The following is a 24,693-nucleotide window of genomic DNA, read 5'->3' on the forward strand; positions in this document are numbered from 1 at the left end:
GGGATGTGGCGGAGATAAAATCCCACGAATTCGAAACATTCCTGCAGAAATCGGCGCGGAACTATCGGATCTTTGTCATTTACGGACCCGACCGCGGTCTGGTGTCCGAGCGGGCCGGTCAGTTGGCCACTAAGACCGGTGTGGCCCTTGATGATCCCTTCTCACTGACCAAACTCGATATCGGCGACCTGCAGAAGGATCCCGGACGGTTGGTCGACGAGGCCCAATCTATCGGACTGTTCGGTGGTGAGAAGCTGATCTGGATCCGCGGCGCCGCCAACGAAAAATATCTTGTCGACCCCTTGGCGCTGCTGGCCGAAAAGCCACTCGAAGCCGCCCATCTGATCGTCGAAGCCGGTGACTTAAAGAAGGGTTCGCTGCTACGCAAGACCGCCGAGGCAGCGCGATCGATCATGACGATCCCGTCTTATGCCGATGACAGCCGCGCCCTGAACACTCTGATCGATGCCGAATTGAGCGCAGAAAAGCTCGGCATCACGCCGGCCGCGCGCCAAGCTCTAATCGCCCTGATCGGGGGCGACCGCATCGCTTCACGCAACGAGGTGCGCAAGCTTGCGCTCTATTGCCGCGGCTTTCCGACGGTCGAAGAACATCACGTTACCGAAATAATCGGCGACGCCAGTGCGACATCCGTTGACGATGCCGTCGACGCCATTTTGAGCGGCGATCTCAACGGTTTTCTGCACGCAATGCAGAAGATCAGCAGCTCCAAAACCGCGATTTTTCTCGTGTTGCAGGCATGCCTGAAGCAGTTCCAGCTTCTCGATACCATGCGGGCCGAAATGGAAGAGAAGCACCTGCAGGCGCCTCAGATCATGCAGACGATGGGCCGTCATTTGCATTTCCGCCGCAAGCCGATCATCGAACAGGCATTGCGCCAATGGACCGCGGAAGCCATCGCGCGTGAATCCAACCGCCTGCAGGCCGCCATTCTGCAAAGCCGCCGGCGACAGGTGCTGGAGGATAGCGTGGCGATGCAAACACTTCTGTCCACGACCCTTCAATCCGGCCGCAAATCCGCCTGACCGAGTTTCATCAATGCATGTCGTTATCCCGGAACTGCTGCGCAGCTCCGGCAACTTGCATTAACGTCTTTCGAGCAGACGGCAGATTTCCTCGAGCTGCTCCAGCGACTTGTAGGAAATTTTGATCTGGCCGCCGCTCGTCTTGTGATTGATTGCAACATCGAGGCCGAGTGCATCGGACAGCGTCCGCTCCAGGGCCAGCGTGTCTGAATCCTTCTGATCTCGCCGCGAGGCGGCCAGCTGCGGCTCGGATTGAGCTTTGATATTGTTTTGCGCCAGCTTTTCCGCATCGCGCACCGACATGCCTTTGGCAACGATGGTGCGAGCAAGACCTGCTGGATCCGGCGTCGAAACCAGTGCGCGCGCATGCCCGGCCGACAAGCTGCCGGCGGCCAGCAGATCGCGAACCGGATCGGGCAGCTTCAGCAGCCGCAACGAGTTTGCAACGTGGCTGCGGCTCTTGCCGATGATTTCGCCGAGGTCGTTTTGCGTATAACCATATTCGGCAATCAGCTGCTCGTAACCCAGAGCCTCTTCGAGGGGATTGAGATCGGCGCGCTGTACGTTTTCGACAATGGCGATCTCCAGCGCCGTCTTGTCATCCACATCCCGGACAATCACGGGGATCTCGATCAACCCAGCCAATTGGGCGGCACGCCAGCGTCGCTCGCCGGCGATGATCTCGTATCGATCGCGATCCATTGTCCGCACGACGATCGGCTGCACGATACCGTGCTGGCGAATGGAGCTGGCGAGATCGTGCAGTTCGGTGTCATCGAAGAAACGACGAGGATTGCGCGGATTGCGGCTGACGAACTCGATGGGGATCATTCTGTCGGCGCTGATCGCCCGCTCGGCTTCCACCGGGACAGGCTGATCCATTTCGCCAATCAGCGCCGCAAGGCCACGGCCCAATCGCCTTTTCGATACATCGTCATTCATGATCCAAACTCACCCCTGCAATGATAGTTACGCTGCCAGCCGCTGGCGCTCGCGTTGAATGACCTCCGAGGCCAGCTGCAGATAGGCCTGACTGCCCGCGCATTTCAGATCATAGAGAATGGCTGGCTTGCCGTAGGAGGGCGCCTCGGAGACCCGTACGTTGCGCGGAATTAACGTGTGGTAAACCTTTTCACCGAGATGTGTGCGCACATCATTGACCACTTGCTGGGCAAGATTGTTGCGCGCATCGAACATCGTCAAGACGATCCCCTGGATATCCAGACGCGGGTTCACCGTCCTGCGAACCTGGCTGACGGTCTCGAGCAATTGGCTCAACCCTTCCAGCGCGAAGAATTCGCACTGCAGCGGCACCAGCACCGAATGGGCTGCCGCCATCGCATTCATCGTCAGCAGGTTGAACGAGGGCGGGCAATCCAGGAGAATATACGAAAATGCCATGGCTTCGGGCGACGACAGCGCCTTGCGCAATTTGAATACCCGATCGCTCTGCTGCGAGATCTCCATCTCGACACCGAGCAGATCCATCGTCGAAGGAACGATGAAAAGATTGGGCACGGCGGTTTCGAGCGTCACTTCGGTTATTCCACGCTCGCCGATCATCAGGTCGTACGAGGAGAGCTTGCGGTCCCGACGGTCGATGCCAAGACCAGTGCTGGCATTGCCCTGCGGATCGAGATCGACGATCAGGACACGCTCGCCAATAGCAGCGAGCGCTGTTGCCAGGTTGATAGCGGTGGTCGTTTTGCCAACGCCACCCTTTTGATTTGCGATGGTGATAATCCGATGTCGTTCGCCAGCCATTGCCGCAATATCCGATCTGTTAAACCAAGCGCCGGAGATTCGATATTTCCAGAATGACAGATTCCTGCTCGACGGCGCTACTATGTTCTAACAGATCGAATTCCCACCGACCACGTGCTTTGTCGATTTCCCTCAGGTAATCCCGGCCTTTATGAAAAAAGCCGCGGCAATCTTTTTCGCCCAGCATCCAGGGAGCAGAATATTCGAGGAGTCTGTCAAGATCGGCGAGCGCCCGGGCCGAAATCGCCCCGCATTCCCCGATCTCCGCATGGGCATCTTCGATCCGGCTGCTGTGCACGCTGCCGCGGGCATTTGTTTCCCGCAGCGCTGTTCGGAGGAAAGCGGCCTTCTTGTGATTGCTCTCGACCAGATGCACCCATCCGTCCTTCAGTTCGGCCAGGAAGATCGCCGTGATGACGCCGGGAAAACCGCCGCCGCTTCCGAGGTCGGCCCAGATCACCGGCTTGGGATGGATTTGAAACACTTGGCTGCTGTCGGCGATGTGCCGGTTCCAGAGATCGTCGAGCGTCGACGGCGCCACCAGGTTGATGGTTTTTGCCCATTTCTGAAAGAGCGCCGAGAAGTGTTGAAGCCGTTCCTGTGTTTCACGTGAAACACGTAAACCGTTTAATTCCATTCTTACTCTCAATATCTTGTATCTAGGCGCTATATCGCTCGGAGGTGTTGCGCCGACGCAGATGCACGAGCAACAGCGCGACGGCCGCCGGAGTCATCCCTTCAACGATTGCGGCCTGGGCAATATTGAAAGGGCGAGCAGCGCCGAGCTTGGCCTTAAGCTCGTTCGAAAGGCCGGACAGCGCCGCATAGTCGAAATCAGCCGGTATATGCCGGTCCTCGTCGCGCTGCTGATCGGCGATCGCCGCGGCCTGCCGGTCGAGGTAGACCGAATAGCCCGCTTCGATTTGCAATGCCTCCGCGACTTTCCCGGAAATCGCCCCCAGCTCTTCAGGCCACACCTTTCGCAGGATATCAAAATCATAGTTCGGATAGGAGAGCAGGTCATAAGCCGTTCGGCGCTGGCCGTCGAGATTGATGTTCAAACCGACGCGCCGCGCCTCGTTCGGCGTCAACGTCAATGACTGCAGAAGCATCCGACCCGCTTCGATTTCTGTCTGATAGCGTGTGAATCGCTGTTTTCGTTCGCCGCTCACACATCCGAGCTGCATCGCCAACGGCGTTAGCCGCATATCGGCATTGTCTGCCCTTAGCGTCAGCCGATATTCCGCGCGCGATGTAAACATTCGGTACGGTTCCGTAACGCCGCGCGATGTCAGATCATCAATCATCACGCCGATATAGGAATTTGTACGGCTGAAATGAAACGGATCCGAATCGCTGCTTCGCAATGCAGCATTCAACCCGGCGGCCAAGCCTTGGGCGGCCGCTTCCTCGTAACCGGTCGTGCCATTGATCTGACCCGCGAGAAAAAGGCCGCTCAGCCGTTTGACCTCGAGCGAGGGTGTCAGCTCTCTCGGATCGACATGATCATATTCGATCGCGTAACCCGGCTGAATGATTCTCGCCCTCTCAAGCCCGGGAATCGTCTTGATGAATTCGGCCTGGACCTCTGCCGGCAGAGATGTCGAGATCCCGTTTGGATAGACGGTATCATCGTCGAGACCTTCCGGCTCAAGAAAGACCTGATGTCCGTCCCGCTCTCCGAACTTAACGAGCTTGTCTTCGATCGACGGACAATAGCGCGGACCCACGCCTTCGATCTGGCCGGAATACATGGCAGACCGCATGATGTTGTCGACGATGATGCGGTGTGTCGCCTCGGTCGTCCGGGTGACCCCACATTCGATCTGCGGAGTGGTAATTGCATCGGTCATCAGCGAAAAGGGGACAAGCTCCTCGTCGGGCCCCTGTCGGCCAACGGCCTGCCAGTCGATGGTCTTTCCCTCCAACCGCGCCGGTGTCCCGGTCTTCAACCGTCCCAGCCGCAATCCAAGCCTGGCCAGGGTGGCCGACAGCCCAATCGACGGTGCTTCACCAACGCGACCAGCCGGCGTCTTCTCTGAACCGATATGAATGAGGCCGCGAAGAAAGGTCCCGGTCGTCAGTACAACGGCCGCCGCTCCAAGCACGCGGCCGTCCTGCATGATCACCCCGGCCACGCGGCCATCGACGACCTTCACATCAAAGGCGTCGCCTTCGACGATATCCAGACCGGCAGTGGCCTCGATCGCCGCCAACATCGCCAAACGATAAAGTTTTCGATCGGCCTGGGTCCGCGGTCCGCGCACGGCCGCGCCTTTTTTCTTGTTCAGCATCCTGAACTGGATGCCGGCGACATCGGCGACGCGCCCCATGAGCCCGTCCATCGCGTCGATCTCGCGAACCAAATGGCCCTTGCCGAGCCCGCCGATTGCCGGATTGCAGGACATCACCCCGATCGTATCGCGTCTATGTGTCACCAAAGCGGTTTTGGCGCCAAGGCGCGCGGCCGCACTGGCGGCTTCCGACCCCGCATGGCCGCCACCGATCACAATGACATCATAGACATTATCGGACATCCGATACTCCAACTCACCCGTCGTTTCAGGTGAAACCGAGGCATAAACCCCGGTGTTTCACGTGAATCACTTGCCGATACAAAACTCTGAGAAGATTACGCCGAGCAGCTGCTCGACATCCACTCTGCCGGTAATTCTGCCCAAATAGTCCGCAGCAATGCGAAGCTGTTCGGTGCGCAGCTCAAGATTGACATCCGTCGCCGAGATGGCGTTCTCAAGCGCCGCCAAACATTTCGCCAGCGAATCCTTATGCCGTTGGCGGCTGGGAATTGCCATGGACAGGCCGGTAAGCCGCGTCGCAACGCTGTTGCCGATCACCTGCCGCAATTCCAACAAGCCGTCACCCGTTGTCGTCGAGATCTGCAGGTCGTAATGACCCGAGACGACATCGACGAGATCCTTCTTCGTCCCGACAGTAACATGTGGCGAAGCCTGGTCCAAGTCGTCAGGGAGCAGGGGGTTTGTCATGTCGACTAGCAGCAGCACCAGATCGGCATCACGGAGCGCGACACGTGCGCGCCGCACGCCCTCCATCTCGACCCGGTCATCCGCCTCGCGAAGACCCGCCGTGTCATAAAGCTTGATCAGGTAGCCATCAATATCGAAATCGACCTGCAGGACATCGCGGGTGGTTCCGGCGATATCCGTGACAATCGCCACGTCGCGTCGCGCGAGAGCGTTCAGCAGGCTGGATTTCCCCGCGTTCGGCGCCCCGGCGATGACCACCTTGAAGCCGTCCCGGATAATCTCTCCCGCCGAGGCTGCCGACAGGTGCTGCCCGATATCATGGTGTAGCCTTTCCATCTCAGCCCAGACCATGTCGGATACTGAGCCCGGAACATCATCCTCGTCGGGAAAATCAAGTTCCGCCTCGATCAGCGCGCGGGCGCGCGTTAATCGTTTCGCCCACGAATCGTAAATCAGGGAAAGCCCGCCGGCACTCTGTTCGACCGCAAGACGCCGCTGCATCTCGGTCTCGGCGCCGATAAGATCGGCCAGGCCTTCGGCTTCGACGAGATCGAGCTTACCGTTTTCAAAAGCGCGGCGGGAGAACTCGCCCTCACCCGCCATCCGAACGCCTGGCATTTCACCAAGGGCCTCAAACAGCGCCGCCAGCACGGCTTTGCTGCCGTGCAGCTGAAGTTCGGCGACGTCTTCGCCGGTAAACGAGTGTGGCCCAGGAAAAAACAATACGAGGCCGCTGTCGATCGGCTGGTTGTTACGAGTCCGAATCGTTCGCCGTACGGCATATCGGGCTGTCGGCACTGATCCGACGAGCCTCGCCAATATGTCTTTGGTCAACGGGCCGCTGATTCGAACGACCGACACACCTGAGGGTGTGGCACCGCTCGATAGCGCATAGATCGTATCATGCAACATGGCCATATCGCCTGTTTCGGTTCGAGCCCGAATCGATCCTGCCAAACAGAAAAGCTGGCGACATCGTTCGGATGCCTCCAGCTTCTATAGGATGAATCCGGCTAAGGATTATGTATTCATCGAGTCGAAGAAGTCGGAATTGTTCTTCGTCTGCTTCAGCTTGTCGATCAGGAATTCGATCGCATCGGTCGTGCCCATCGGGGCCAGAATGCGGCGGAGGACGAAGATCTTCTGCAGATCCTGGCGCGGAACGAGCAGGTCTTCCTTACGCGTGCCGGACTTCAGAATGTCCATCGCCGGGAAGATACGCTTGTCGGCGACCTTGCGATCGAGGACGATTTCCGAGTTGCCGGTACCCTTGAACTCTTCGAAGATGACTTCGTCCATGCGGCTGCCGGTATCGATCAGCGCGGTGGCGATAATCGTCAGCGAACCGCCTTCCTCGATGTTGCGGGCAGCACCGAAGAAACGCTTCGGCCGCTGCAGGGCGTTGGCGTCGACACCGCCGGTCAGGACCTTGCCTGAGGAGGGAACGACGGTGTTGTAGGCACGACCGAGACGGGTGATCGAATCGAGCAGGATAACGACGTCGCGGCCATGCTCGACAAGGCGCTTCGCCTTTTCGATGACCATCTCCGCCACCTGGACGTGGCGCACGGCCGGTTCATCGAAGGTCGAGGAGATGACCTCGCCGCGGACGGAACGCTGCATGTCGGTCACTTCCTCGGGGCGTTCATCGATCAGAAGAACGATGAGATAGCATTCCGGATGGTTTGCCGTGATCGAATGGGCGATATTCTGCAGCAGCACGGTCTTACCGGTGCGCGGCGGCGCGACGATCAGTCCGCGCTGGCCCTTGCCGAGCGGCGCCACCAGGTCGATGACGCGCGGCGACAGATCCTTGGAAGTGGGGATCTCGAGTTCCATCTTGAAACGCTCGTTCGGATAGAGCGGCGTCAGATTGTCGAAATGAACCTTGTGACGGATCTTTTCCGGATCGTCGAAATTGATGGTGTTGACTTTCAGCAGCGCGAAATAGCGCTCGCCTTCTTTGGGTCCCCGGATCGGCCCTTCGACCGTATCGCCTGTTTTGAGCGAGAACCGGCGAATCTGCGAGGGGGAGATATAGATATCGTCCGGACCCGGCAGGTAGTTTGCATTGGCCGAACGCAGAAAACCGAAACCATCCTGCAGAACCTCGACGACCCCTTCGCCGATAATTTCGACATCCTGGCTGGCAAGCATTTTGAGGATCGCAAACATCAGCTCCTGCTTGCGCATCGTGCTGGCATTCTCGACCTCGAGCGATTCGGCGAAAGCCAGAAGATCCGTCGGGGATTTGCTTTTAAGTTCCTGAAGCTTCATTTCAGCCATGAAGTGACCAATACTCTTTTCAATTTTGAAGGGGAAAGGCGATGTTGGGTCGTATTCGGTACCGCGAAAGGGCTCGCAGACGACTGAACTCTACACACATGCCACGTAGATGAGTTGCGCGGAAAATAGCGACTCGCAATCGCCGCCGCAAGAGGGCTGCTTAAAATGAAGCAAATTTAACCTGAGGGCGATTTTCGCCTCAGAACGGCTTCACCACGACAAGGATCACGATCACGATCATCAGCAAGGTCGGCGCTTCGTTCATGAAGCGCCAATAGCGCGCGGAGCGGCGATTTTCATCTTGCTCGAAGGCGCGGACCGCGCGGCTGAAAAACATATGAACACCGGTCAGCAGCACGACGAGGCCGATCTTGGCATGCAGCCAGCCGCCCTGGAATCCATAGACGGACCAGGCGAGATAGAGGCCGAAAATCCACGTCAGCATCATCGCCGGCGTCATGATGATCCGAAGCAGCCGGCGCTCCATCACCTTGAAGGTTTCCGATTGCACCGAGCCCGGTTCGGCATCGGTGTGGTAGATGAACAGCCGCGGCATATAGAACAACCCGGCCATCCAGGAAATCACCGCGATGATGTGCAGCGCCTTGATCCAGAGATAGAGATTATCAGGGTTCCAGGCGAAAAGCCCGACCGCCATCAGCGCGAAGAAAACCAGCGCAAAATGGGCGCGCCGGCGGGCATAGGCGCCGGGTCTGCGATCGGTCTGCCTTTCCATCGTCACTTCCCGCCTCGCATCTGGCCGCCCCGCACGCGATCGACCAGCAGGCGCACATGCTCGGGGTCGGCCTGCGGCGTGATGCCGTGGCCGAGATTGAAAATCAGCGGGCCATGGCCGAGATGCTGCAGAATATCGTCAATACCCTCTTCGAGCGCCCGCCCGCCGGCAACGACGCGCATCGGATCGAGATTGCCCTGCACCGGTCCGTCCTTCTGAAGTTCGGCGGCAAAGGCCAAAGGCACCGACCAGTCGAGGCCGATCGCATCGGCGCCCGTCTTCTGACGATAGTTCTTCAGCTGGTAACCGGCGCCCTTGGCAAAGGCGATGATGCGCGCCTGCGGCCGCTGCGATTTGACCGAAGCGATCATTCGCGCAACCGGCCGGATCGCGAACGCCTCGAACTCCCTCTCGCCGAGAACGCCAGCCCAGGAATCGAAGATCTGCACGGCATCGGCGCCGGCATCGATCTGGGCGACGAGATAATCGGCCGACACATCCGCAAGCAGCATCAGCAGCTGTTCGAAGGCGCGGGGATGTTTGTAGGCGAAGAGACGGGCAGGGGCCTGATCCGGCGTGCCGTGACCGGCGATCATATAGGTCGCAACCGTCCAGGGCGCCCCGCAGAAGCCGAGCAGCGTCGTCTCATCAGGCAACTCCTGGCGCAGCCGCCGCACCGTTTCCAGAACCGGTCTGAGATAATCGACGACCTCTTCCCCGTTCAATCGCCCGATACCGGCTTCATCGATTGGATCCATCTCAGGGCCATGACCCTCGGTGAACCGGACGTTCCGCTTCATTGCATCGGGAATAACCAGGATATCGGAAAACAGAATGGCGGCGTCAAAGCCATAACGGCGGATCGGCTGCAATGTCACTTCGACGGCATGATCGGGCGTATAACAGAGATCGAGGAAACTTCCGGCCTTTGCCCGTGTCTGCCGATATTCCGGGAGATAACGTCCCGCCTGTCTCATCAGCCAGAGAGGAGGAGGGGAGAGGCTTTCACCTTCGAGAACCCTCATGATCTTTCGGCGCGTGTCGCTCAAGCGCTTCTTCCCTATAAAAAATCAAAGATATTTTAAAAGGTTTCTATTTCTTAGAGTCGGTGTCTATCAAGGATTAAAATCCATCCACTGCCGATGCCATTTGTCGCGTGCTCGCAAAAAATATCGGAAGGATTTCGCCATTTCATCGAAAGTTCGGGGAGAAACCGAATCTGAAAATGATTCCAAATCCTTCCGGATCAATGATTTTTCTCGTGGCTGTGGATAAGCTGTGGACCTCATCTCGACAATTCAACCTCTTCCACATCGTCCACAGGGCCTGCCGAAACCGATCTGCAAAATTCGAAATGTGGATAAGGGGGCATGTTTTCCCTTGCCGGGAGATGCCTCGCCGCCTTAGCTCTGTTTCATCCAGTCTTTTCAACAGGCAGTGGAAAATAGCGTGGAGAACAGAACGAACTTCTTTCATCTGCATCTGATTTCTGACTCAACCGGGGAGACTCTGATCTCCGCCGGGCGCGCCGCATCGGCGCAGTTCAGATCCGCGCAGCCGATCGAACATGTCTATCCGCTGATCCGTAACCGCAAGCAGCTGCTGCCGGTTCTGCAGGCGATCGATGATGCCCCCGGCATCGTGCTCTATACGATCGTCGACCGGGAGCTTGCGAGCCTGATCGATGAACGCTGCGTCGAGATGGGTGTCGCCTCGGTGAATGTGCTGGAGCCGGTCATGAATGCGTTTCAGATCTATCTCGGTGCGCCGTCGCGCCGTCGGGTCGGTGCCCAGCATGTGATGAATGCCGGATACTTCGCGCGCATCGAAGCGTTGAATTTCACCATGGATCATGACGATGGCCAGATGCCGGACGATTATAATGACGCCGATGTCGTCATCATCGGCATCAGCCGCACGTCGAAAACACCGACCAGCATCTACCTTGCCAACCGCGGCATCAAGACGGCGAACATTCCGATCGTTTATGGCGTGCCGTTGCCGGAGAGCCTGTTCACGACGACCAAGCCGCTGATCGTCTGCCTGATCGCCACCACCGACCGTATCTCCCAGGTGCGGGAAAATCGCATCCTCGGCGCGACGCATGGCTTCGATCGTGAACACTACACCGATCGCGCCGCAATATCCGAGGAGCTGAAATATGCCCGCTCGCTCTGCGCTCGCCACAACTGGCCGCTGATCGACGTCACTCGCCGCTCCATCGAGGAAACCGCCGCGGCAATCGTTGCCCTGCGCCCAAAGCTGCGCTAAGCGCTGACCGGCAGCCGGTACGTCGAGGAGCCTATGACAACAAAACTCATCCTTGCATCGTCGAGCCCGTTTCGACGGATGCTGATGGAAAATGCCGGCCTATCCTTCGAGGCGCATGCCGCGCAGATCGATGAACGGGCGGTCGAAGCCCCGTTGGAAAAAGCTGGCGCTCAACCAGATGCCGTTGCTCTCGTTCTCGCCAGGGCCAAGGCCGAAGAGGTCAGCAGCCGTTTCCCCGATGGCCTGGTCATCGGTTCGGATCAGACGATGTCGCTCGGCGATCGCGTCTTCCATAAGCCCACGGATATGGTAGAGGCGGCCAATCACCTTCAGACTCTTTCGGGAGCAACCCACCGGTTGAACAGCGCTGTGGCAATCGTCCGCAACGGTGTTGTGGTGTGGGAACATCTCGCCCATGCCGATCTGACCATGCGGCCGCTGACGGCGGATTTCATTGGCCGGCACCTGGCCCGGGTCGGCAACAAGGCGCTCTCCAGCGTCGGCGCCTATCAATTGGAGGGGGAGGGCATCCAGCTGTTCGAGAAAATCGAAGGTGATTATTTCACCATTCTCGGCCTGCCGATGCTGCCGCTTCTGGAAAAATTACGAGACCTCGGAGCGATCGATGGGTGATTCACGTGAAACATTCGGGCCGAAAGCGTTTGTCACGGGCTTTCCGGTCAAGCATTCGCGCTCGCCGTTGATCCACGGATATTGGCTGAAGACGCTCGGCCTGCCAGGCAGCTATCGCGCCCATGAAGTGGCGCCCGAGGCCTTTGCCGATTTCATCGCTTCGCTGAAGGATGGCAGTTCCGGCTTTACCGGCGGCAATGTCACCATTCCCCACAAGGAACTGGCTTTCCGTCTCGCCGACAAGCCGGACGAACTATCGCACGAGCTCGGCGCCTCGAACACGCTTTGGCTGGACGATGGCCTGCTGCATGCGACGAACACCGACGGCCGCGGCTTCACCGCCAATCTCGACGAACGCCATCCGGGCTGGGACCGCCAGGACACGGCGGTCGTCTTTGGCGCCGGCGGCGCCAGCCGGGCGATCATCCAGGCGGTTCGTGATCGTGGTTTCAAGACGATTCACGTCGTCAACCGCACCGTCGAACGCGCCCGTGAACTGGCCGATCGCTTTGGTCCGAAGGTTGAGGCCCATCCGGCGGGTGCGCTTGTCGAGGTCATGAAAGGCGCCGGCCTCTTCATCAATACCACCTCGCTCGGCATGGACGGCGAAGCCGCACCCCAACTCGACTTCACCCCTCTTGCGGCTGGAGCCGTCGTCACCGATATCGTCTATATCCCCCTGAAGACGCCGATCCTGGCGCAGGCGCAAGAGCAGGGATTTCCGATCGTCGATGGTCTCGGCATGCTGTTGCATCAGGCCGTGCCGGGATTCGAAAAATGGTTCGGCAAGCGTCCTGTCGTCGACGCAGCACTGCGCGCGCTGATTATCGCCGATATGGAAGCACACTGATGCTGAAGATCGGACTGACCGGCTCCATCGGTATGGGAAAATCGACGGCGGGCAAGCTCTTTGCCGAGGCCGGGATCCCGCTGAACGATTCGGATGCCGTGGTCCACGATCTCTATGCCGGCGAGGCCGCACCCCTGGTGGATGCCGCCTTTCCCGGCACGATGAAGGATGGCGCCGTCGACCGGCACGAACTCGGCCGTCAGCTGGCGCTTGATCCCGGTGGCTTCAAACGCCTGGAAGCGATCGTCCATCCGCTGGTGCGCAAACGCGAGACGGAATTTTTAAAGCGGCAGCGCCGCGCCGGCACTGAGATGGTCGTGCTCGATATTCCGCTGCTCTTCGAAACCAACGCCTGGGAAAGAGTGGATGTCGTTGTCGTCGTCAGCGCCGGTCCACAGATTCAACGCGACAGGGTGCTTGCGCGCGAAGGCATGACCGAGGAAAAATTCGAAATGATTCTCTCACGCCAGACGCCGGACGCGGAAAAACGGCGCCGGGCGGATTATCTGATCGACAGCAGCGGCAGTATCGCGGAGACGAAGGAACGGGTGCTGGAGATTATCGCCGACCTGAAAACGCGGATTGACAAGGGAGATTTCCGGAATGCGTGAGATCATCTTCGATACGGAAACCACCGGCCTCGACAACCGCGCCGACCGCATCATCGAAATCGGCGGCATCGAGCTCTTCAATCATTTCCCGACCGGCAATGTGATCCATATCTACATCAATCCAGGCGATCAGAAGGTTCATCCGGATGCGCTCGCCGTGCACGGCATCACCGACGAATTCCTGAAGGACAAGAAACCCTTCGCCGAGGTCGCCGAGGAAATCCTGACCTTCTTCGGCGACGCCAAGTGGATTGCCCACAACGCCACCTTCGATATGGGCTTCATCAACGCCGAATTGGCGCGGATCGGTTTGCCGCCGATCCTGCCGGAGCGGGTGCTTGACACCCTGTCGATGGCGCGGCGCAAACATCCGATGGGGCCGAATTCGCTCGACGCGCTCTGCCGGCGTTACGGCATCGACAATTCGCACCGCACCAAACACGGCGCGCTGCTCGACTCCGAACTGCTCGCCGAAGTCTATATCGAGATGATCGGCGGCAGGCAGGCAGCTTTCGGCCTGAGCATGACCGCTACATCAGGGCAGAACGGTCGCGGCGATGCGACTGAGCAAGACGATGTGGTGATTGCATCCGTGCTCGAGCGGCCCCGCCCGCTTGCCCCCCGCCTCAGCCAGTCCGAGGCGCAGGCGCATGAGGCGCTCGTCGCCAAGCTCGGTGAAAAAGGCATCTGGGCGAAATATGCCAGCCTGAACTAAACCGGCCTCAATTGAAAATGCCCGGGACTTGCCCGGGCATCCGCATCTCAAAACCGAAAAATCCGATCAGTTCGGAACGGCTTCAACCTTGGCGCGGGCCTGTTCTTCGGCAACGCGCTGGGCGAACATCTGCGTGAAGTCGATCGGGTCGATCATCAGCGGCGGGAAACCGCCGTTGCGGGTGACGTCGGCGATGATCTGACGGGCGAAGGGGAAGAGCATGCGCGGGCACTCGATGAAGAGAACCGGCAGCATATGTTCCTGCGGGAAACCGGCAACGCGGAAGACGCCGCCATAAGCGAGTTCCGTATGGAACACCGTCTTGTCGCCGTCCTTGGCTTCCGCATTCAGCGACAGCACGACATCGAAATCCGTATCCGAAAGCGGGTTGGCGTTGACGTTCACATTGATGTTGATCGTCGGCGCCTTGTCGCGGGCCTGCAGCGAACGCGGCGCACCCGGATTTTCGAAGGATAGGTCCTTGGTATACTGCGCAAGGATCGAAAGGGTGGGGCTGGCCGCACCGTTGCTGTTGTTATCGTCTGCCATTGGCTTTTCCTCGAGGGGCATGGGAATGGTGCCGCCATCTAACATTTCAGGGAAGGGCTTACAACCCTGAGCGCTTGCCGCCGTTGATCGGTCGAAGCGCCTCAATCTCCGAGATGTTTGCCCGACCATGGCGAGTTACGGTCCGGCTCCCTATGATAGTCCTCGTCGTCGAGATCGACCACCTTCGAATTCTGGTTGCGGTCGCGGAAATCCGGTTTCGGCCCAGCGGAAAAGCCGCTCCTGGCGTTGACGGTGACGAAGCGTTTGGCGACCCACCGCCAGACGAAAACACGCACCGGCGGAATGAGGATCAGGATTGCGATGACATCCGTGATGAAACCGGGAATGATGAGCAGCAGCGAGGCGATGACGTTCATCGCCGGCCGCAGCAACTCGCGGCCCGGCATCACCCCGTTTCGTCCTTCGCTCGACATGCGGCGCAAAATACCGATGCCCTGCCGGCGCAGCAGAACCATCCCGAGAACGAAGCCCAGCATGACGAGCGCCAGCGTCAGCCACAATCCGATTGCGCGGCCGACGACGACGAAACCGGCAATTTCGGCGAGCGGCAGCAGCAGAATGAAAGCTGGCAGGATGGAAAAACGCATGGTCGTGATGTCCCGGACTTGCCGGTCTCCTCTTGGCGCCGGCGAAGATGCCAGCCATCATTTGAATCATCTGTATAGGCAGACTATATGGGAGTACAAATCAGAGATGTTAACGGCGGCTGCGATACGATATGAGTTCGAACGACTTCATCACATTATTCTTCCTGGTGGCGGCAGTGCTGATTTTCTTTCAGCTCCGCTCCGTGCTCGGGCGCCGCACAGGAAATGAGAAGCCGCCGCGCGATCTCTATACGCCGCGCGATGCGGCTCCGGCCGAAGCCGCCGATGCCGGCAAAGTCGTGACGCTGCCGCGCCGCGATGCGACGACGGAGGATGAGGATCGTTTCGCCGCCATCGACGCCTTCGCCGCACCCGGAACGCCGCTCAACGAATCGCTGCGCGCGCTGAACAAGGCCGATCCGGCCTTCAGCCCGAAGGAATTTTTGAACGGCGCCCGCATGGCTTACGAGATGATCGTCATGGCTTATGCCGATGGTGACCGGAAAACCCTGAAGAACCTGCTGTCGCGCGAGGTCTATGATGGCTTCGATGCTGCGATCGGCGAGCGCGAAACCCGGGGCGAGAAAGTGAAGTCCACTTTCGTCGGCATCGACAAGGCCGAAATCACCCATGCGGAGACGAAGGGCAGCGAAGCGCAGATCACCGTTCGCATCATCAGCCAGCTGATATCGGCGACTTACGACAAAGCGGATGTGCTGATCGAAGGCGATGCCGAAAACGTCGCCGAGGTCAACGACCTCTGGACCTTCGCCCGCGACACCCGCTCGCGCGATCCGAACTGGAAACTCGTGGCGACCGAATCGGAACATGAGTGACCACGCATCGGACTTCGTCCTGCAGGCCATAAGCTTCGACACCCTGGAAGGCTGGAAGGATGACGATCCCTCCGGCCTTTTTGAAGTCATGCGACGCTGCCGCCGCCAGATCAGCGATGTCAAAGCCTACCGCACCGGATCGCTTGGCCTGAGTTCGGAAGACCTGCTGCCGCTTCTGCACGCCGCCGAAGATTTCACGCCGTCATCGCCATCAGCGGCGCGCGCCTTTTTCGAGACGCATTGTCGGCCCTTCCTGATTCGCCGCAAGGATGGCAATCCCGGTTTCGTCACCGCCTTTTACGAACCTGATATCGAGGTGTCGGAGCAGCCGGACGAGGTTTTCCGTTTTCCTTTCTACCGGCGCCCGGACGATCTGATCGATCTCGACGATGCCAATCGCCCCGCCGAGCTCGACAGTTCCTATGCTTTCGGCCGCCTGCATGACGGCCATATCGCTGCCTATCCGGATCGCCGCGCCATCGACCAGGGTTTTCTCGAAGGCCGAGGTCTCGAAATCGCCTGGGCGAAGTCGAAGGTCGATGTCTTCTTCGTGCATGTGCAGGGTGCGGCCCGTTTGCGTTACAGCGACGGCCGCATCGGCCGCATCACCTATGCGGCGAAGGCCGGCCATCCTTTCTCGGCGGTCGGCAAGCTGCTGATCGACCGAGGCGAGATCGCTCGCGCCGACATCTCGATGCAGTCGATCCGCGCCTGGCTGGCGCGGAATCCCGAGCACGTCGACGAGGTGCTGTGGCATAATCGCTCCTATATCTTCTTTCGTGAGGCGCTGGTGGCCGATCCCGAGGCCGGTCCGATCGCCGCCGCTAAGGTGCCGCTTCTTGCCGGACGCTCGCTTGCCGTCGACCGGGTGATCCATAACTTCGGCTTTCCCTTTTTCATCCGCTCCGAAAGCCTCACCCATCTCGATCACGGCCGGCCCTTCCGCCGGCTGATGCTGGCGCTCGATACCGGCTCGGCGATCGTCGGACCGTCGCGCGGCGATATCTTCACCGGCTCGGGGGATCTGGCGGGAGAAAGGGCCGGCACCGTTCGCAACGACGCCGATTTCGCCATCCTTATTCCCCAGGGCGCCGCCGGACGGTTCGCCTGATGGCCAGGGATCGAAAACTCAGCGCGGACGAGAGGATCCTCTGGGGCAAGGTTGCCCGCAGCACGCGGCCGATGCCCGGTAAGGCGGGTGCGTTGACCGAACTCGATGCTTTTCTTGTCGAAGCCGAAGCGGCGGCCGAACAGGAGAAGGCAGGAAAGCAGACATCCGCCGCGCCTCTGCCGCCTCAGCCGGCAGCACCCTCGGCGCCGAAACCGCCGGCTGGCGTGCATCATCCACTGGAAAAGCCGGTCAAGCGCAAGATCGCCAAGGGCCGGCTGGCGCTCGAAGCGCGCATCGACCTGCATGGGCTGGTGCAGAGCGAGGCTCATGTCATCCTGCTCGATTTCCTGATGCGCGCCCACGAGCGCGGCATGCGCCACGTCCTGGTCATCACCGGCAAAGGCAGCTCGATGGGCAGCGACGGCGCGCTGAAGCGGGCCGTGCCGCTCTGGTTCTCGAAGCCGGAATTCCGCTACCTGATCTCGTCTTATGAGTCGGCCGCACAGCATCACGGCGGGGAGGGCGCTCTCTACATTCGCCTCTCGCGGCGGCATGGGGAAAAGCCATGACCCCTTTCGGAGAGGCGGTTCGCAAGCTGAGAGCGCGTAAGGGTGTCTCGCAGAAGGAAATGGCGGAAGCGCTGAATGTCTCTCCCGCCTATCTCTCGGCGCTGGAACATGGCAAGCGCGGTTTGCCGACATTCGATCTGCTGCAGCGCATCGCCGGCTATTTCAACATCATCTGGGATGAGGCCGAGGAACTGTTTCTGCTCGCCCGCTCCTCCGACCCGCGCGTCGTCATCGACACATCAGGCCTGCCGCCGGAATATACCGAATTTGCCAACCGATTGGCGCGGCGGATCCGCAGCCTTGACAGTGCAGAGATAGGCCGGCTATCCGCTCTTCTCGAAAATGGCGTCAAAGGCGACGGAAAAGCGTCATAATCCCCTGTTTTATGCCTTGTTCAGGGGACTTGCCATTGGGAAGTGTGTCCAAAAAACCTATATACGAGAGTGAAGAAAGCCGGTGATTCGCAAGGCGCGCCGCAGCTTTACGACAACAGGGAAAATCTCGACAGAATGAGCGATACATCCGCGACGGAAAACGGCGTAAGCACCGAATATGGCGCAGATTCCATCAAGGTTCTGAAGGGCCTTGATGCCGTGCGCAAGCGTCCCGGCATGTATATCGGCGATACCGACGATGGCTCCGGCCTTCATCACATGGTCTATGAAGTCGTCGACAACGCGATCGACGAAGCGCTTGCCGGCCATGCCGACATCGTCACCGTCACGCTCAATCCGGATGGCTCGGTGACCGTCACCGACAACGGCCGCGGCATCCCGACGGACATTCATACCGGCGAAGGTGTGTCGGCGGCTGAAGTCATCATGACGCAGCTGCATGCCGGCGGCAAGTTCGACCAGAATTCCTATAAGGTCTCCGGCGGCCTGCACGGCGTCGGCGTCTCCGTCGTCAACGCATTGTCCGTCTGGCTGAAGCTGAAGATCCGCCGCCACGACAAGATCCATGAAATGAGCTTCACCCATGGCGTGGCCGATGCGCCGCTCAAGGTCACCGGCGAAGCGCCGAATGAGACCGGCACGGAAGTGAGCTTCATGCCGAGCACCGACACGTTCACCATGACGGAGTTCGACTACGGCACGCTCGAGCATCGCCTGCGCGAACTTGCCTTCCTGAACTCGGGCGTGCGCATCCTGCTGACCGACAAGCGCCATTCCGATATCAAGCAGGAAGAGCTGCGTTATGACGGCGGCCTCGAGGCTTTCGTCGCCTATCTCGACCGGGCCAAGAAGTCGCTCGTCGACAAGCCGGTCGCCATCCGCGGCGAAAAGGACGGCATTACCGTCGAAGTGGCGATGTGGTGGAACGACAGCTACCACGAGAACGTGCTCTGCTTCACCAACAACATTCCCCAGCGCGACGGCGGCACGCATATGGCCGGTTTCCGCGCTGCCTTGACACGACAGGTCGTATCCTACGCCGACAGTTCCGGCATCACCAAAAGGGAAAAGGTGACGCTGCAGGGCGAGGATTGCCGCGAAGGCCTGACGGCGGTGCTCTCGGTCAAGGTGCCCGATCCGAAATTCTCCTCGCAGACCAAGGATAAGCTTGTCTCCTCGGAAGTCCGTCCGGTTGTCGAAAGTCTCGTCAACGAGGCGCTGAACACCTGGTTCGAAGAGCATCCGAGCGAAGCCAAGATTCTCGTCGGCAAAGTCGTCGAGGCAGCGGCCGCGCGCGAAGCGGCCCGCAAAGCCCGCGAATTGACCCGCCGCAAGGGCGCCCTCGATATCGCCTCGCTGCCCGGCAAGCTCGCCGACTGCTCAGAGCGTGATCCGACAAAATCGGAAGTCTTCCTCGTCGAGGGCGATTCCGCCGGCGGCTCGGCCAAGCAGGGCCGCTCGCGCGAAAACCAGGCGATCCTGCCGTTGCGCGGCAAGATCCTCAATGTCGAGCGTGCCCGTTTCGACAAGATGCTGTCGAGTCAGGAAATCGGCACGCTGATCACAGCACTCGGCACCGGCATTGGCAAGGACGAGTTCAACGTCGAAAAGCTGCGCTATCACAAGATCATCATCATGACGGATGCTGATGTCGACGGCGCCCATATCCGCACATTGCTGCTGACCTTTTTCTTCCGCCAGATGCCGGAACTGATCGAGCGCGGCCATCTCTATATCGCCCAGCCGCCACTCTATAAGGTCTCGCGCGGCAAGTCGGTGCAGTATCTGAAGGACGAAAAGGCGCTGGAGGAATACCTCATCAGCCAGGGCCTGGAAGATGCGGCGCTGAAGCTCGGCAGCGGCGAAGTCCGCACCGGCCAGGATCTGCGTGAGGTTATCCTCGACGCGTTGCGCATGCGCGCTTTGCTCGACAATCTCCATTCGCGTTACAATCGTGCGGCCATCGAACAGGCGGCGATCGCCGGCGCTCTCAATGCCGAACGCGTCAGCGACCGGGCAAGAGCCCAGGCATTGACGAGCGAGGTGGCAAGTCGCCTCGACATCATCGCCGAGGAAACCGAACGTGGCTGGCAGGGCGATCTGACCAGCGATGGCGGTCTGCGTCTCGAACGCATGGTCCGCGGCGTCAAGGAAATCGTCGTGCTCGACATGGCGCTGATCGGCTCCTCCGATGCCCGGCACATCGACCAGCTGACGTCACGGCTCAAGGAAATCTATCAGACGCCGCCGTCGCTGCATCGCCGCGAAGGCGACCTCGAGATTTCGGGCCCGCGCGCCTTGCTCGACGCCATCTTCGCGACCGGCCGCAAGGGCCTCACCATGCAGCGTTATAAGGGTCTTGGCGAGATGAATGCCGAACAGCTCTGGGAAACGACGCTCGATCCGAACGTGCGCTCCCTGCTGCAGGTCAAGGTCCCCGACGCCACCGATGCCGACGGTCTCTTCGCTCGGTTGATGGGTGACGAAGTCGAACCGCGGCGCGAATTTATCCAGGACAACGCGCTGAGCGTCGCAAACCTCGATATCTGATTGTCATTTTTACAAGCAAAAGCCCCGCTGTCCCCAGACGGCGGGGCTTTTGCTCGTGTCGGGCGCTTAATCCGCGACGAAACGGCCGTTGAACGCGACCTCGGCGAGCGGTTTGCGCTGACTGGGGAATTCGCGCGCCTGGTTGCGTTCGGAAAGAACGCTCTTGTCGGCCAGACGGCCGACCGCGACGCCGGCTTCCACCCGGTAACCTTCGGGAATGCCGAAGCTCTTCATGATTTCCGGGTGTTTGATGCCGCCCATGCCATGGGCGTAGAAACCGGAGAGGCGCGCCTGCAGCGACAGGTGGCCCCATGCCGCGCCGGCATCGAAGGAATGGGTGTAGCTGGGCTTCTCCTCGCCGGAACCGGCAGCCCCGGTGAAGCTGCGCGATACGACAAAGATCAGCGCCGATGCATTCCTGGCCCACTCCTGATTGGCATCGACGAGCAATGCGACGAATTTCTCCCAATGTTCCGACCCCTTGAGCGCATAGATAAAACGCCAGGGCTGCTGATTGGACGAAGATGGCGCCCAATGGGCGGCATCGAGCAGGCTGAGCAGTTGGGCTTCCTCGATAATTTCGCCGGTGAAGGCGCGGGGCGACCAGCGGTCGAGAAACATCGGATCGATCGGATATTGGGATTCGCGGCTATTGCTCTTGGTCATGCTTATTCCTGAGGGCAGAAATTTGGATCGGGGTTCGGGTCAGTCGGTCCAGACGATGTCGAGTTCCTCGCGAAAGGCGAAGCGCTTCAGATGATCGTCGATGACGCCCTGCATCCTTGCCTGCTGCTCGGGGTCGGCGACGGAAAGCACCATGGTCAGCGCCGCATCGTCGGCGGTAAATGTCACCTCGGCCGTCTCGCTGAACGGCACGCGGCCCTTGTGCGGATCGAAATCGACGCTGAATTTATGGCTCCAGTGTTTGCAAAGCTGCTGCAGATAGCGGCTTGCATGTTCCGTGCGCACGACAGCCTGGGAGAGATGCATATTCGAACTCCACGTCATCTTTAGATCGGTTGGGAGTCATATTTCCTGCTTCATCCGCTTGGCAAGCGCAGCATCGTCGCAATTCGGGTGCACAGACCGTTGTCATAAAAGCGGCTTACGACATGCAAAACATCGCCGAAATCCGACTGAATTCTAGGAAAGCCGTACCGCTTCGCGCCAAAGCCGTAATGACACCGGTGAATAATTCGTTCATAGGTGGCTGCAAATCCGTTTTTTTCGATGAGGAGGAAATTCCATGAAGCTGATGCGTGTTGGCCAAGCAGGCAATGAAAAACCCGCGCTTCTCGACGCCGATGGCAAGATCCGCGATCTCTCCGGCCATGTCGCCGATATCGGCGGCGAGGTGATCACGCCGGCCGGTCTGGCAAAGATAGCGGCGATCGATCCGAAGAGCCTTCCGGAACTTATGCCTGGCCGCATCGGCGCCTGTGTCGCCGGCACCGGCAAATTCATCTGCATCGGCTTGAATTATTCGGATCATGCTGCCGAAACCGGCGCCACCGTTCCGCCCGAGCCGATCATCTTCATGAAAGCAACATCGGCAATCGTCGGGCCGAACGACGATGTCATCATTCCCCGCGGTTCGGAAAAGACCGATTGGGAAGTCGAACTCGGCGTCGTCATCGGCAAGACTGCCAAATATGTAACGGAAGCCGAAGCGCTGGATTATGTCGCCGGTTATTGCGTCTCCAACGACGTTTCCGAGCGCGCCTTCCAGACCGAGCGGTCCGGGCAATGGACGAAGGGCAAATCCTGCGACACCTTTGGCCCGATCGGCCCATGGCTCGTGACCAAGGACGAGGTTCCGGAACCGCAGAACCTCGGCATGTGGCTGACGGTCAACGGCCAGAAGATGCAGAACGGCTCGTCGAAGACCATGGTTTACGGCGTGGCTTTCCTGGTCTCCTACCTCAGCCAGTTCATGTCGCTGCATCCCGGCGACGTGATCTCAACCGGCACGCCTCCGGGCGTCGGCATGGGCCTCAAGCCGCCGCGTTATCTCAAGGCCGGCGATGTGGTCGAACTTGGTATCGAAGGTCTCGGCACACAGAAGCAGACCTTCGTAGCGGACCGTTAACGACGCTTCCTGCTGAGAAACTTAAGTTTTCAGGGCGATTATGATGCCGGGGATCAAATCTCCGGCATTTCTTGTGCGGGTCTGGTTCGTCCATGTTGCTGTGCAACAAAAAACTGTTAGTCTGCATTACGTGCCCGCGTAACGAAAAGAGTCGATGCCGCTCAATCGGTGTCATCTTTTCGATAGAGAAAGGTGGCGCTTTTGTTTTATCAGCTTTATGAATTGAACCATGCCGCCATGGCGCCGTTTCGCGCCGCGGCCGATATCATGCGATTTGCCTATGCCAATCCGCTGAACCCGTTTTCTCATACGCCGCTCGGCCGGACGATGGCGGCCAGCCTTGAAATGTTCGAACGCACGACGCGCCGTTACGGCAAGCCGGAATTCGGACTGAAGCAGACGGCGATCGGCGATCGGATGGTTTCCGTCCGCGAAGAGATCGTCTGGTCGCGGCCCTTCTGCAATCTCCTGCATTTCGCCCGCAGTGTTCCAGCCGCCCGCGGCAACGATCCGCGCATTCTGATTGTCGCGCCGATGTCCGGCCATTATGCGACGCTGCTGCGAGGCACGGTGGAGGCGCTGCTGCCGAGCGCCGATGTCTACATCACCGACTGGATCGACGCCCGCATGGTGCCGATGACGGAAGGCACCTTCGATTTCGACGATTATGTCGATTACGTCATCGAGATGCTGCATTTCCTCGGTCACGACACCCATGTCATCGCCGTCTGTCAGCCTTCCGTTCCGGTACTGGCTGCGGCTGCGGTGATGGAGGAAGCCAATGATCCGCTGTCGCCGGCGTCGATGACGCTGATGGGCGGCCCGATCGACACGCGCATCAACCCGACGGCGGTCAACAAACTCGCCCAGGAGCGGTCGCTGCAGTGGTTCTCCGACAATGTCATCATGAACGTGCCCTGGCCGCAGCCGGGCTTCATGCGCCCGGTCTATCCGGGATTCCTGCAGCTTTCGGGATTCATGTCGATGAATCTCGACCGGCATCTCGTCGCCCACAAGGAATTCTTCATGCATCTCGTGAAGAACGACGGCGAACCGGAAAAACATCGCGATTTCTATGACGAATATCTCGCCGTCATGGATCTGACCGCTGAATTCTACCTGCAGACGGTCGAGCAGGTCTTCATCAGGCATTCGCTGCCGAAGGGCGAACTGATGCATCGCGGCAAACGTGTCGATCCGGCAGCGATCCGCAAGGTGGCGCTTCTGACCGTCGAAGGTGAGAATGACGATATCTCGGGGGTCGGCCAGACCAAGGCGGCGCAGACGATCTGCGTCAACATTCCCGAAGATATGCGCATGCATTACCTGCAGCCGGATGTCGGCCATTATGGTGTATTCAACGGCTCGCGGTTCCGCCGCGAGATCGCGCCGCGCATCCTCGATTTCGTCCGTCAGCATTCCCGTTCTGCCGTCAAGCCTCCGGTCCCGCGTGTCATCAAGGGCGGGCGGACAGCCTAAATCAGGCATAGCTGAATTAGCAAAACGGATTCAAGGCCTTGTCCGATTTTATGGGCAATCGTCTTGAAGGTCGTTATTGCGGTAACCACATCGATTTCAGCGTTCGGTATCCTGCCGGGCGTGGAAAGCGAGGGATACCCGCACGATGAACCAGTCAGCATTGCTTCGACCGGATTGGACTCCGGCTACCATTGCCCTGATGATTATCGGCTTCATGGTTTTCTGGCCTCTGGGTCTTGCCATGCTTGCCTACATCATCTTCGGCGACCGCCTGCGCGGCTTCAAGCGTGACGTCAACCAGGCGACCGATGGCTTCTTTGCCTCCTGCCGCCGCTCGAACGGCCGTCACCGCCCGCATTTCTCGACCGGCAACGTCGCCTTCGACGACTGGCGCAAGGCCGAGATCGACCGGATCGAGGAAGAGCGCCGCAAGCTCGATGAAATGCGCGAGGAATTCGACGCCTATATGCGCGAACTTCGCCGCGCCAAGGACCAGGAAGAGTTCGATCGCTTCATGCGTGACCGCAAGAACGCCAAGCGTGACGACAATGGCCCGGTCGCCGAATACCAGACGCCTTGAAGGCCTGAAC

At 59.5% G+C, this 24,693-nt stretch carries 26 protein-coding genes; 14 read left to right on the forward strand and 12 right to left on the reverse strand.

Features of this window, described 5'->3' with window-relative positions; genetic code table 11:
* Positions 1–5: 5 nt before the first annotated feature.
* Positions 6–1,046, forward strand: coding sequence for a DNA polymerase III subunit delta (holA, locus tag CO657_RS20185; protein WP_054185488.1), 1,041 nt, complete (start codon positions 6–8; stop codon positions 1,044–1,046).
* Between the two features lie 60 nt (positions 1,047–1,106).
* Here the strand turns inward: holA and CO657_RS20190 are convergent, their stop codons facing one another.
* From CO657_RS20190 to hemE, 8 genes are all read right to left on the reverse strand, one after another.
* Complete coding sequence (locus CO657_RS20190; protein ID WP_054185487.1) at positions 1,107–1,988, reverse strand: ParB/RepB/Spo0J family partition protein; 882 nt, start codon at positions 1,986–1,988, stop codon at positions 1,107–1,109.
* 27 nt (positions 1,989–2,015) lie between these two features.
* Positions 2,016–2,810, reverse strand: coding sequence for a ParA family protein (locus CO657_RS20195; protein WP_003589541.1), 795 nt, complete (start codon positions 2,808–2,810; stop codon positions 2,016–2,018).
* A gap of 19 nt (positions 2,811–2,829) precedes the next feature.
* Complete coding sequence (gene rsmG / locus CO657_RS20200; RefSeq protein ID WP_054185486.1) at positions 2,830–3,447, reverse strand: 16S rRNA (guanine(527)-N(7))-methyltransferase RsmG; 618 nt, start codon at positions 3,445–3,447, stop codon at positions 2,830–2,832.
* 22 nt (positions 3,448–3,469) lie between these two features.
* Positions 3,470–5,347 carry a tRNA uridine-5-carboxymethylaminomethyl(34) synthesis enzyme MnmG gene (gene mnmG / locus CO657_RS20205; RefSeq protein ID WP_054185485.1) on the reverse strand — a complete coding sequence of 626 codons (1,878 nt, stop codon included), beginning with the start codon at positions 5,345–5,347 and terminating at the stop codon, positions 3,470–3,472.
* Positions 5,348–5,413: 66 nt separating this feature from the next.
* A complete protein-coding gene (gene mnmE / locus CO657_RS20210) occupies positions 5,414–6,733 on the reverse strand; it encodes a tRNA uridine-5-carboxymethylaminomethyl(34) synthesis GTPase MnmE (protein ID WP_054185484.1) in 1,320 nt (439 codons plus the stop codon).
* 102 nt (positions 6,734–6,835) lie between these two features.
* Positions 6,836–8,101, reverse strand: a complete 1,266-nt coding sequence (gene rho, locus CO657_RS20215; protein ID WP_003589536.1) for a transcription termination factor Rho — start codon at positions 8,099–8,101, stop codon at positions 6,836–6,838.
* Positions 8,102–8,300: 199 nt separating this feature from the next.
* Positions 8,301–8,837, reverse strand: coding sequence for a protoporphyrinogen oxidase HemJ (hemJ, locus tag CO657_RS20220; protein WP_054185483.1), 537 nt, complete (start codon positions 8,835–8,837; stop codon positions 8,301–8,303).
* A gap of 2 nt (positions 8,838–8,839) precedes the next feature.
* Positions 8,840–9,886, reverse strand: a complete 1,047-nt coding sequence (hemE, locus tag CO657_RS20225) for a uroporphyrinogen decarboxylase (protein ID WP_054185482.1) — start codon at positions 9,884–9,886, stop codon at positions 8,840–8,842.
* A 400-nt stretch (positions 9,887–10,286) separates the two neighbouring features.
* Between hemE and CO657_RS20235 the strand changes: the two genes are divergently transcribed.
* From CO657_RS20235 to dnaQ, 5 genes are read left to right on the forward strand one after another with little or no spacing between them, the layout of a single operon-like run.
* Complete coding sequence (locus CO657_RS20235) at positions 10,287–11,108, forward strand: pyruvate, water dikinase regulatory protein (RefSeq protein WP_003589532.1); 822 nt, start codon at positions 10,287–10,289, stop codon at positions 11,106–11,108.
* A 33-nt stretch (positions 11,109–11,141) separates the two neighbouring features.
* Positions 11,142–11,741 (forward strand): Maf-like protein, encoded by a 600-nt coding sequence (locus tag CO657_RS20240; RefSeq protein WP_054185481.1) that lies wholly within the window; start codon positions 11,142–11,144, stop codon positions 11,739–11,741.
* Entirely contained in the window at positions 11,734–12,591 is an 858-nt protein-coding gene (locus CO657_RS20245) for a shikimate dehydrogenase (protein ID WP_054185480.1), read from the forward strand. The genes CO657_RS20240 and CO657_RS20245 overlap by 8 nt, the downstream gene beginning before the upstream one ends.
* Positions 12,591–13,202 (forward strand): dephospho-CoA kinase, encoded by a 612-nt coding sequence (coaE, locus tag CO657_RS20250; protein ID WP_054185479.1) that lies wholly within the window; start codon positions 12,591–12,593, stop codon positions 13,200–13,202. Before CO657_RS20245 ends, coaE begins: the two co-directional genes overlap by 1 nt.
* Positions 13,195–13,917, forward strand: a complete 723-nt coding sequence (dnaQ, locus tag CO657_RS20255; protein WP_054185478.1) for a DNA polymerase III subunit epsilon — start codon at positions 13,195–13,197, stop codon at positions 13,915–13,917. Before coaE ends, dnaQ begins: the two co-directional genes overlap by 8 nt.
* A gap of 66 nt (positions 13,918–13,983) precedes the next feature.
* Here the strand turns inward: dnaQ and secB are convergent, their stop codons facing one another.
* Together secB and CO657_RS20265 are read right to left on the reverse strand one after the other, a co-directional pair.
* On the reverse strand, positions 13,984–14,466 hold the full coding sequence (secB, locus tag CO657_RS20260) for a protein-export chaperone SecB (protein ID WP_054185477.1): 483 nt from the start codon (positions 14,464–14,466) through the stop codon (positions 13,984–13,986).
* A gap of 101 nt (positions 14,467–14,567) precedes the next feature.
* Positions 14,568–15,074 carry an FxsA family protein gene (locus tag CO657_RS20265; protein WP_054185476.1) on the reverse strand — a complete coding sequence of 169 codons (507 nt, stop codon included), beginning with the start codon at positions 15,072–15,074 and terminating at the stop codon, positions 14,568–14,570.
* A 131-nt stretch (positions 15,075–15,205) separates the two neighbouring features.
* On the opposite strand from CO657_RS20265, the gene CO657_RS20270 reads away from it, so the two are divergent.
* The 5 genes from CO657_RS20270 to gyrB all read left to right on the forward strand — a co-directional run bounded on the left by CO657_RS20270 (position 15,206) and on the right by gyrB (position 20,535).
* Entirely contained in the window at positions 15,206–15,910 is a 705-nt protein-coding gene (locus CO657_RS20270; RefSeq protein ID WP_003589525.1) for a Tim44/TimA family putative adaptor protein, read from the forward strand.
* A complete protein-coding gene (mltA, locus tag CO657_RS20275; RefSeq protein ID WP_054185475.1) occupies positions 15,903–17,021 on the forward strand; it encodes a murein transglycosylase A in 1,119 nt (372 codons plus the stop codon). Before CO657_RS20270 ends, mltA begins: the two co-directional genes overlap by 8 nt.
* Complete coding sequence (locus CO657_RS20280) at positions 17,021–17,590, forward strand: Smr/MutS family protein (RefSeq protein WP_054185474.1); 570 nt, start codon at positions 17,021–17,023, stop codon at positions 17,588–17,590. Before mltA ends, CO657_RS20280 begins: the two co-directional genes overlap by 1 nt.
* Positions 17,587–17,964, forward strand: a complete 378-nt coding sequence (locus CO657_RS20285; protein ID WP_054185473.1) for a helix-turn-helix domain-containing protein — start codon at positions 17,587–17,589, stop codon at positions 17,962–17,964. Before CO657_RS20280 ends, CO657_RS20285 begins: the two co-directional genes overlap by 4 nt.
* Before the next feature lie 135 nt (positions 17,965–18,099).
* On the forward strand, positions 18,100–20,535 hold the full coding sequence (gene gyrB, locus CO657_RS20290; protein ID WP_054185496.1) for a DNA topoisomerase (ATP-hydrolyzing) subunit B: 2,436 nt from the start codon (positions 18,100–18,102) through the stop codon (positions 20,533–20,535).
* 66 nt (positions 20,536–20,601) lie between these two features.
* Here the strand turns inward: gyrB and CO657_RS20295 are convergent, their stop codons facing one another.
* Positions 20,602–21,201 carry a nitroreductase family protein gene (locus CO657_RS20295; protein ID WP_054185472.1) on the reverse strand — a complete coding sequence of 200 codons (600 nt, stop codon included), beginning with the start codon at positions 21,199–21,201 and terminating at the stop codon, positions 20,602–20,604.
* Positions 21,202–21,240: 39 nt separating this feature from the next.
* A complete protein-coding gene (locus CO657_RS20300) occupies positions 21,241–21,525 on the reverse strand; it encodes a DUF2218 domain-containing protein (RefSeq protein WP_012559399.1) in 285 nt (94 codons plus the stop codon).
* Positions 21,526–21,781: 256 nt separating this feature from the next.
* On the opposite strand from CO657_RS20300, the gene CO657_RS20305 reads away from it, so the two are divergent.
* From CO657_RS20305 to CO657_RS20315, 3 genes are all read left to right on the forward strand, one after another.
* Positions 21,782–22,624: a fumarylacetoacetate hydrolase family protein gene (locus CO657_RS20305; protein ID WP_003589513.1), complete on the forward strand. Its 843-nt coding sequence runs from the start codon at positions 21,782–21,784 to the stop codon at positions 22,622–22,624.
* 201 nt (positions 22,625–22,825) lie between these two features.
* Complete coding sequence (locus CO657_RS20310; RefSeq protein WP_054185495.1) at positions 22,826–24,103, forward strand: polyhydroxyalkanoate depolymerase; 1,278 nt, start codon at positions 22,826–22,828, stop codon at positions 24,101–24,103.
* A 145-nt stretch (positions 24,104–24,248) separates the two neighbouring features.
* Positions 24,249–24,683 (forward strand): DUF2852 domain-containing protein, encoded by a 435-nt coding sequence (locus CO657_RS20315; protein WP_054185471.1) that lies wholly within the window; start codon positions 24,249–24,251, stop codon positions 24,681–24,683.
* Positions 24,684–24,693 lie beyond the last annotated feature (10 nt).

The sequence above is a fragment of the Rhizobium acidisoli genome (genome assembly GCF_002531755.2).
Classification (GTDB): Bacteria; Pseudomonadota; Alphaproteobacteria; order Rhizobiales; family Rhizobiaceae; genus Rhizobium; species Rhizobium acidisoli.

Coding starts and splice junctions, on each gene's coding strand:
- CO657_RS20190 (WP_054185487.1), bottom strand. CDS start 1,988: ATGAATGACGATGTATCGAAAAGGCGATTGGGCCGTGGCCTTGCGGCG.
- CO657_RS20195 (WP_003589541.1), bottom strand. CDS start 2,810: ATGGCTGGCGAACGACATCGGATTATCACCATCGCAAATCAAAAGGGT.
- rsmG (WP_054185486.1), bottom strand. CDS start 3,447: ATGGAATTAAACGGTTTACGTGTTTCACGTGAAACACAGGAACGGCTT.
- mnmG (WP_054185485.1), bottom strand. CDS start 5,347: ATGTCCGATAATGTCTATGATGTCATTGTGATCGGTGGCGGCCATGCG.
- mnmE (WP_054185484.1), bottom strand. CDS start 6,733: ATGGCCATGTTGCATGATACGATCTATGCGCTATCGAGCGGTGCCACA.
- rho (WP_003589536.1), bottom strand. CDS start 8,101: ATGGCTGAAATGAAGCTTCAGGAACTTAAAAGCAAATCCCCGACGGAT.
- hemJ (WP_054185483.1), bottom strand. CDS start 8,837: ATGGAAAGGCAGACCGATCGCAGACCCGGCGCCTATGCCCGCCGGCGC.
- CO657_RS20240 (WP_054185481.1), top strand. CDS start 11,142: ATGACAACAAAACTCATCCTTGCATCGTCGAGCCCGTTTCGACGGATG.
- CO657_RS20245 (WP_054185480.1), top strand. CDS start 11,734: ATGGGTGATTCACGTGAAACATTCGGGCCGAAAGCGTTTGTCACGGGC.
- coaE (WP_054185479.1), top strand. CDS start 12,591: ATGCTGAAGATCGGACTGACCGGCTCCATCGGTATGGGAAAATCGACG.
- dnaQ (WP_054185478.1), top strand. CDS start 13,195: ATGCGTGAGATCATCTTCGATACGGAAACCACCGGCCTCGACAACCGC.
- secB (WP_054185477.1), bottom strand. CDS start 14,466: ATGGCAGACGATAACAACAGCAACGGTGCGGCCAGCCCCACCCTTTCG.
- CO657_RS20265 (WP_054185476.1), bottom strand. CDS start 15,074: ATGCGTTTTTCCATCCTGCCAGCTTTCATTCTGCTGCTGCCGCTCGCC.
- CO657_RS20270 (WP_003589525.1), top strand. CDS start 15,206: ATGAGTTCGAACGACTTCATCACATTATTCTTCCTGGTGGCGGCAGTG.
- mltA (WP_054185475.1), top strand. CDS start 15,903: ATGAGTGACCACGCATCGGACTTCGTCCTGCAGGCCATAAGCTTCGAC.
- CO657_RS20280 (WP_054185474.1), top strand. CDS start 17,021: ATGGCCAGGGATCGAAAACTCAGCGCGGACGAGAGGATCCTCTGGGGC.
- CO657_RS20285 (WP_054185473.1), top strand. CDS start 17,587: ATGACCCCTTTCGGAGAGGCGGTTCGCAAGCTGAGAGCGCGTAAGGGT.
- gyrB (WP_054185496.1), top strand. CDS start 18,100: ATGAGCGATACATCCGCGACGGAAAACGGCGTAAGCACCGAATATGGC.
- CO657_RS20295 (WP_054185472.1), bottom strand. CDS start 21,201: ATGACCAAGAGCAATAGCCGCGAATCCCAATATCCGATCGATCCGATG.
- CO657_RS20300 (WP_012559399.1), bottom strand. CDS start 21,525: ATGCATCTCTCCCAGGCTGTCGTGCGCACGGAACATGCAAGCCGCTAT.
- CO657_RS20305 (WP_003589513.1), top strand. CDS start 21,782: ATGAAGCTGATGCGTGTTGGCCAAGCAGGCAATGAAAAACCCGCGCTT.
- CO657_RS20315 (WP_054185471.1), top strand. CDS start 24,249: ATGAACCAGTCAGCATTGCTTCGACCGGATTGGACTCCGGCTACCATT.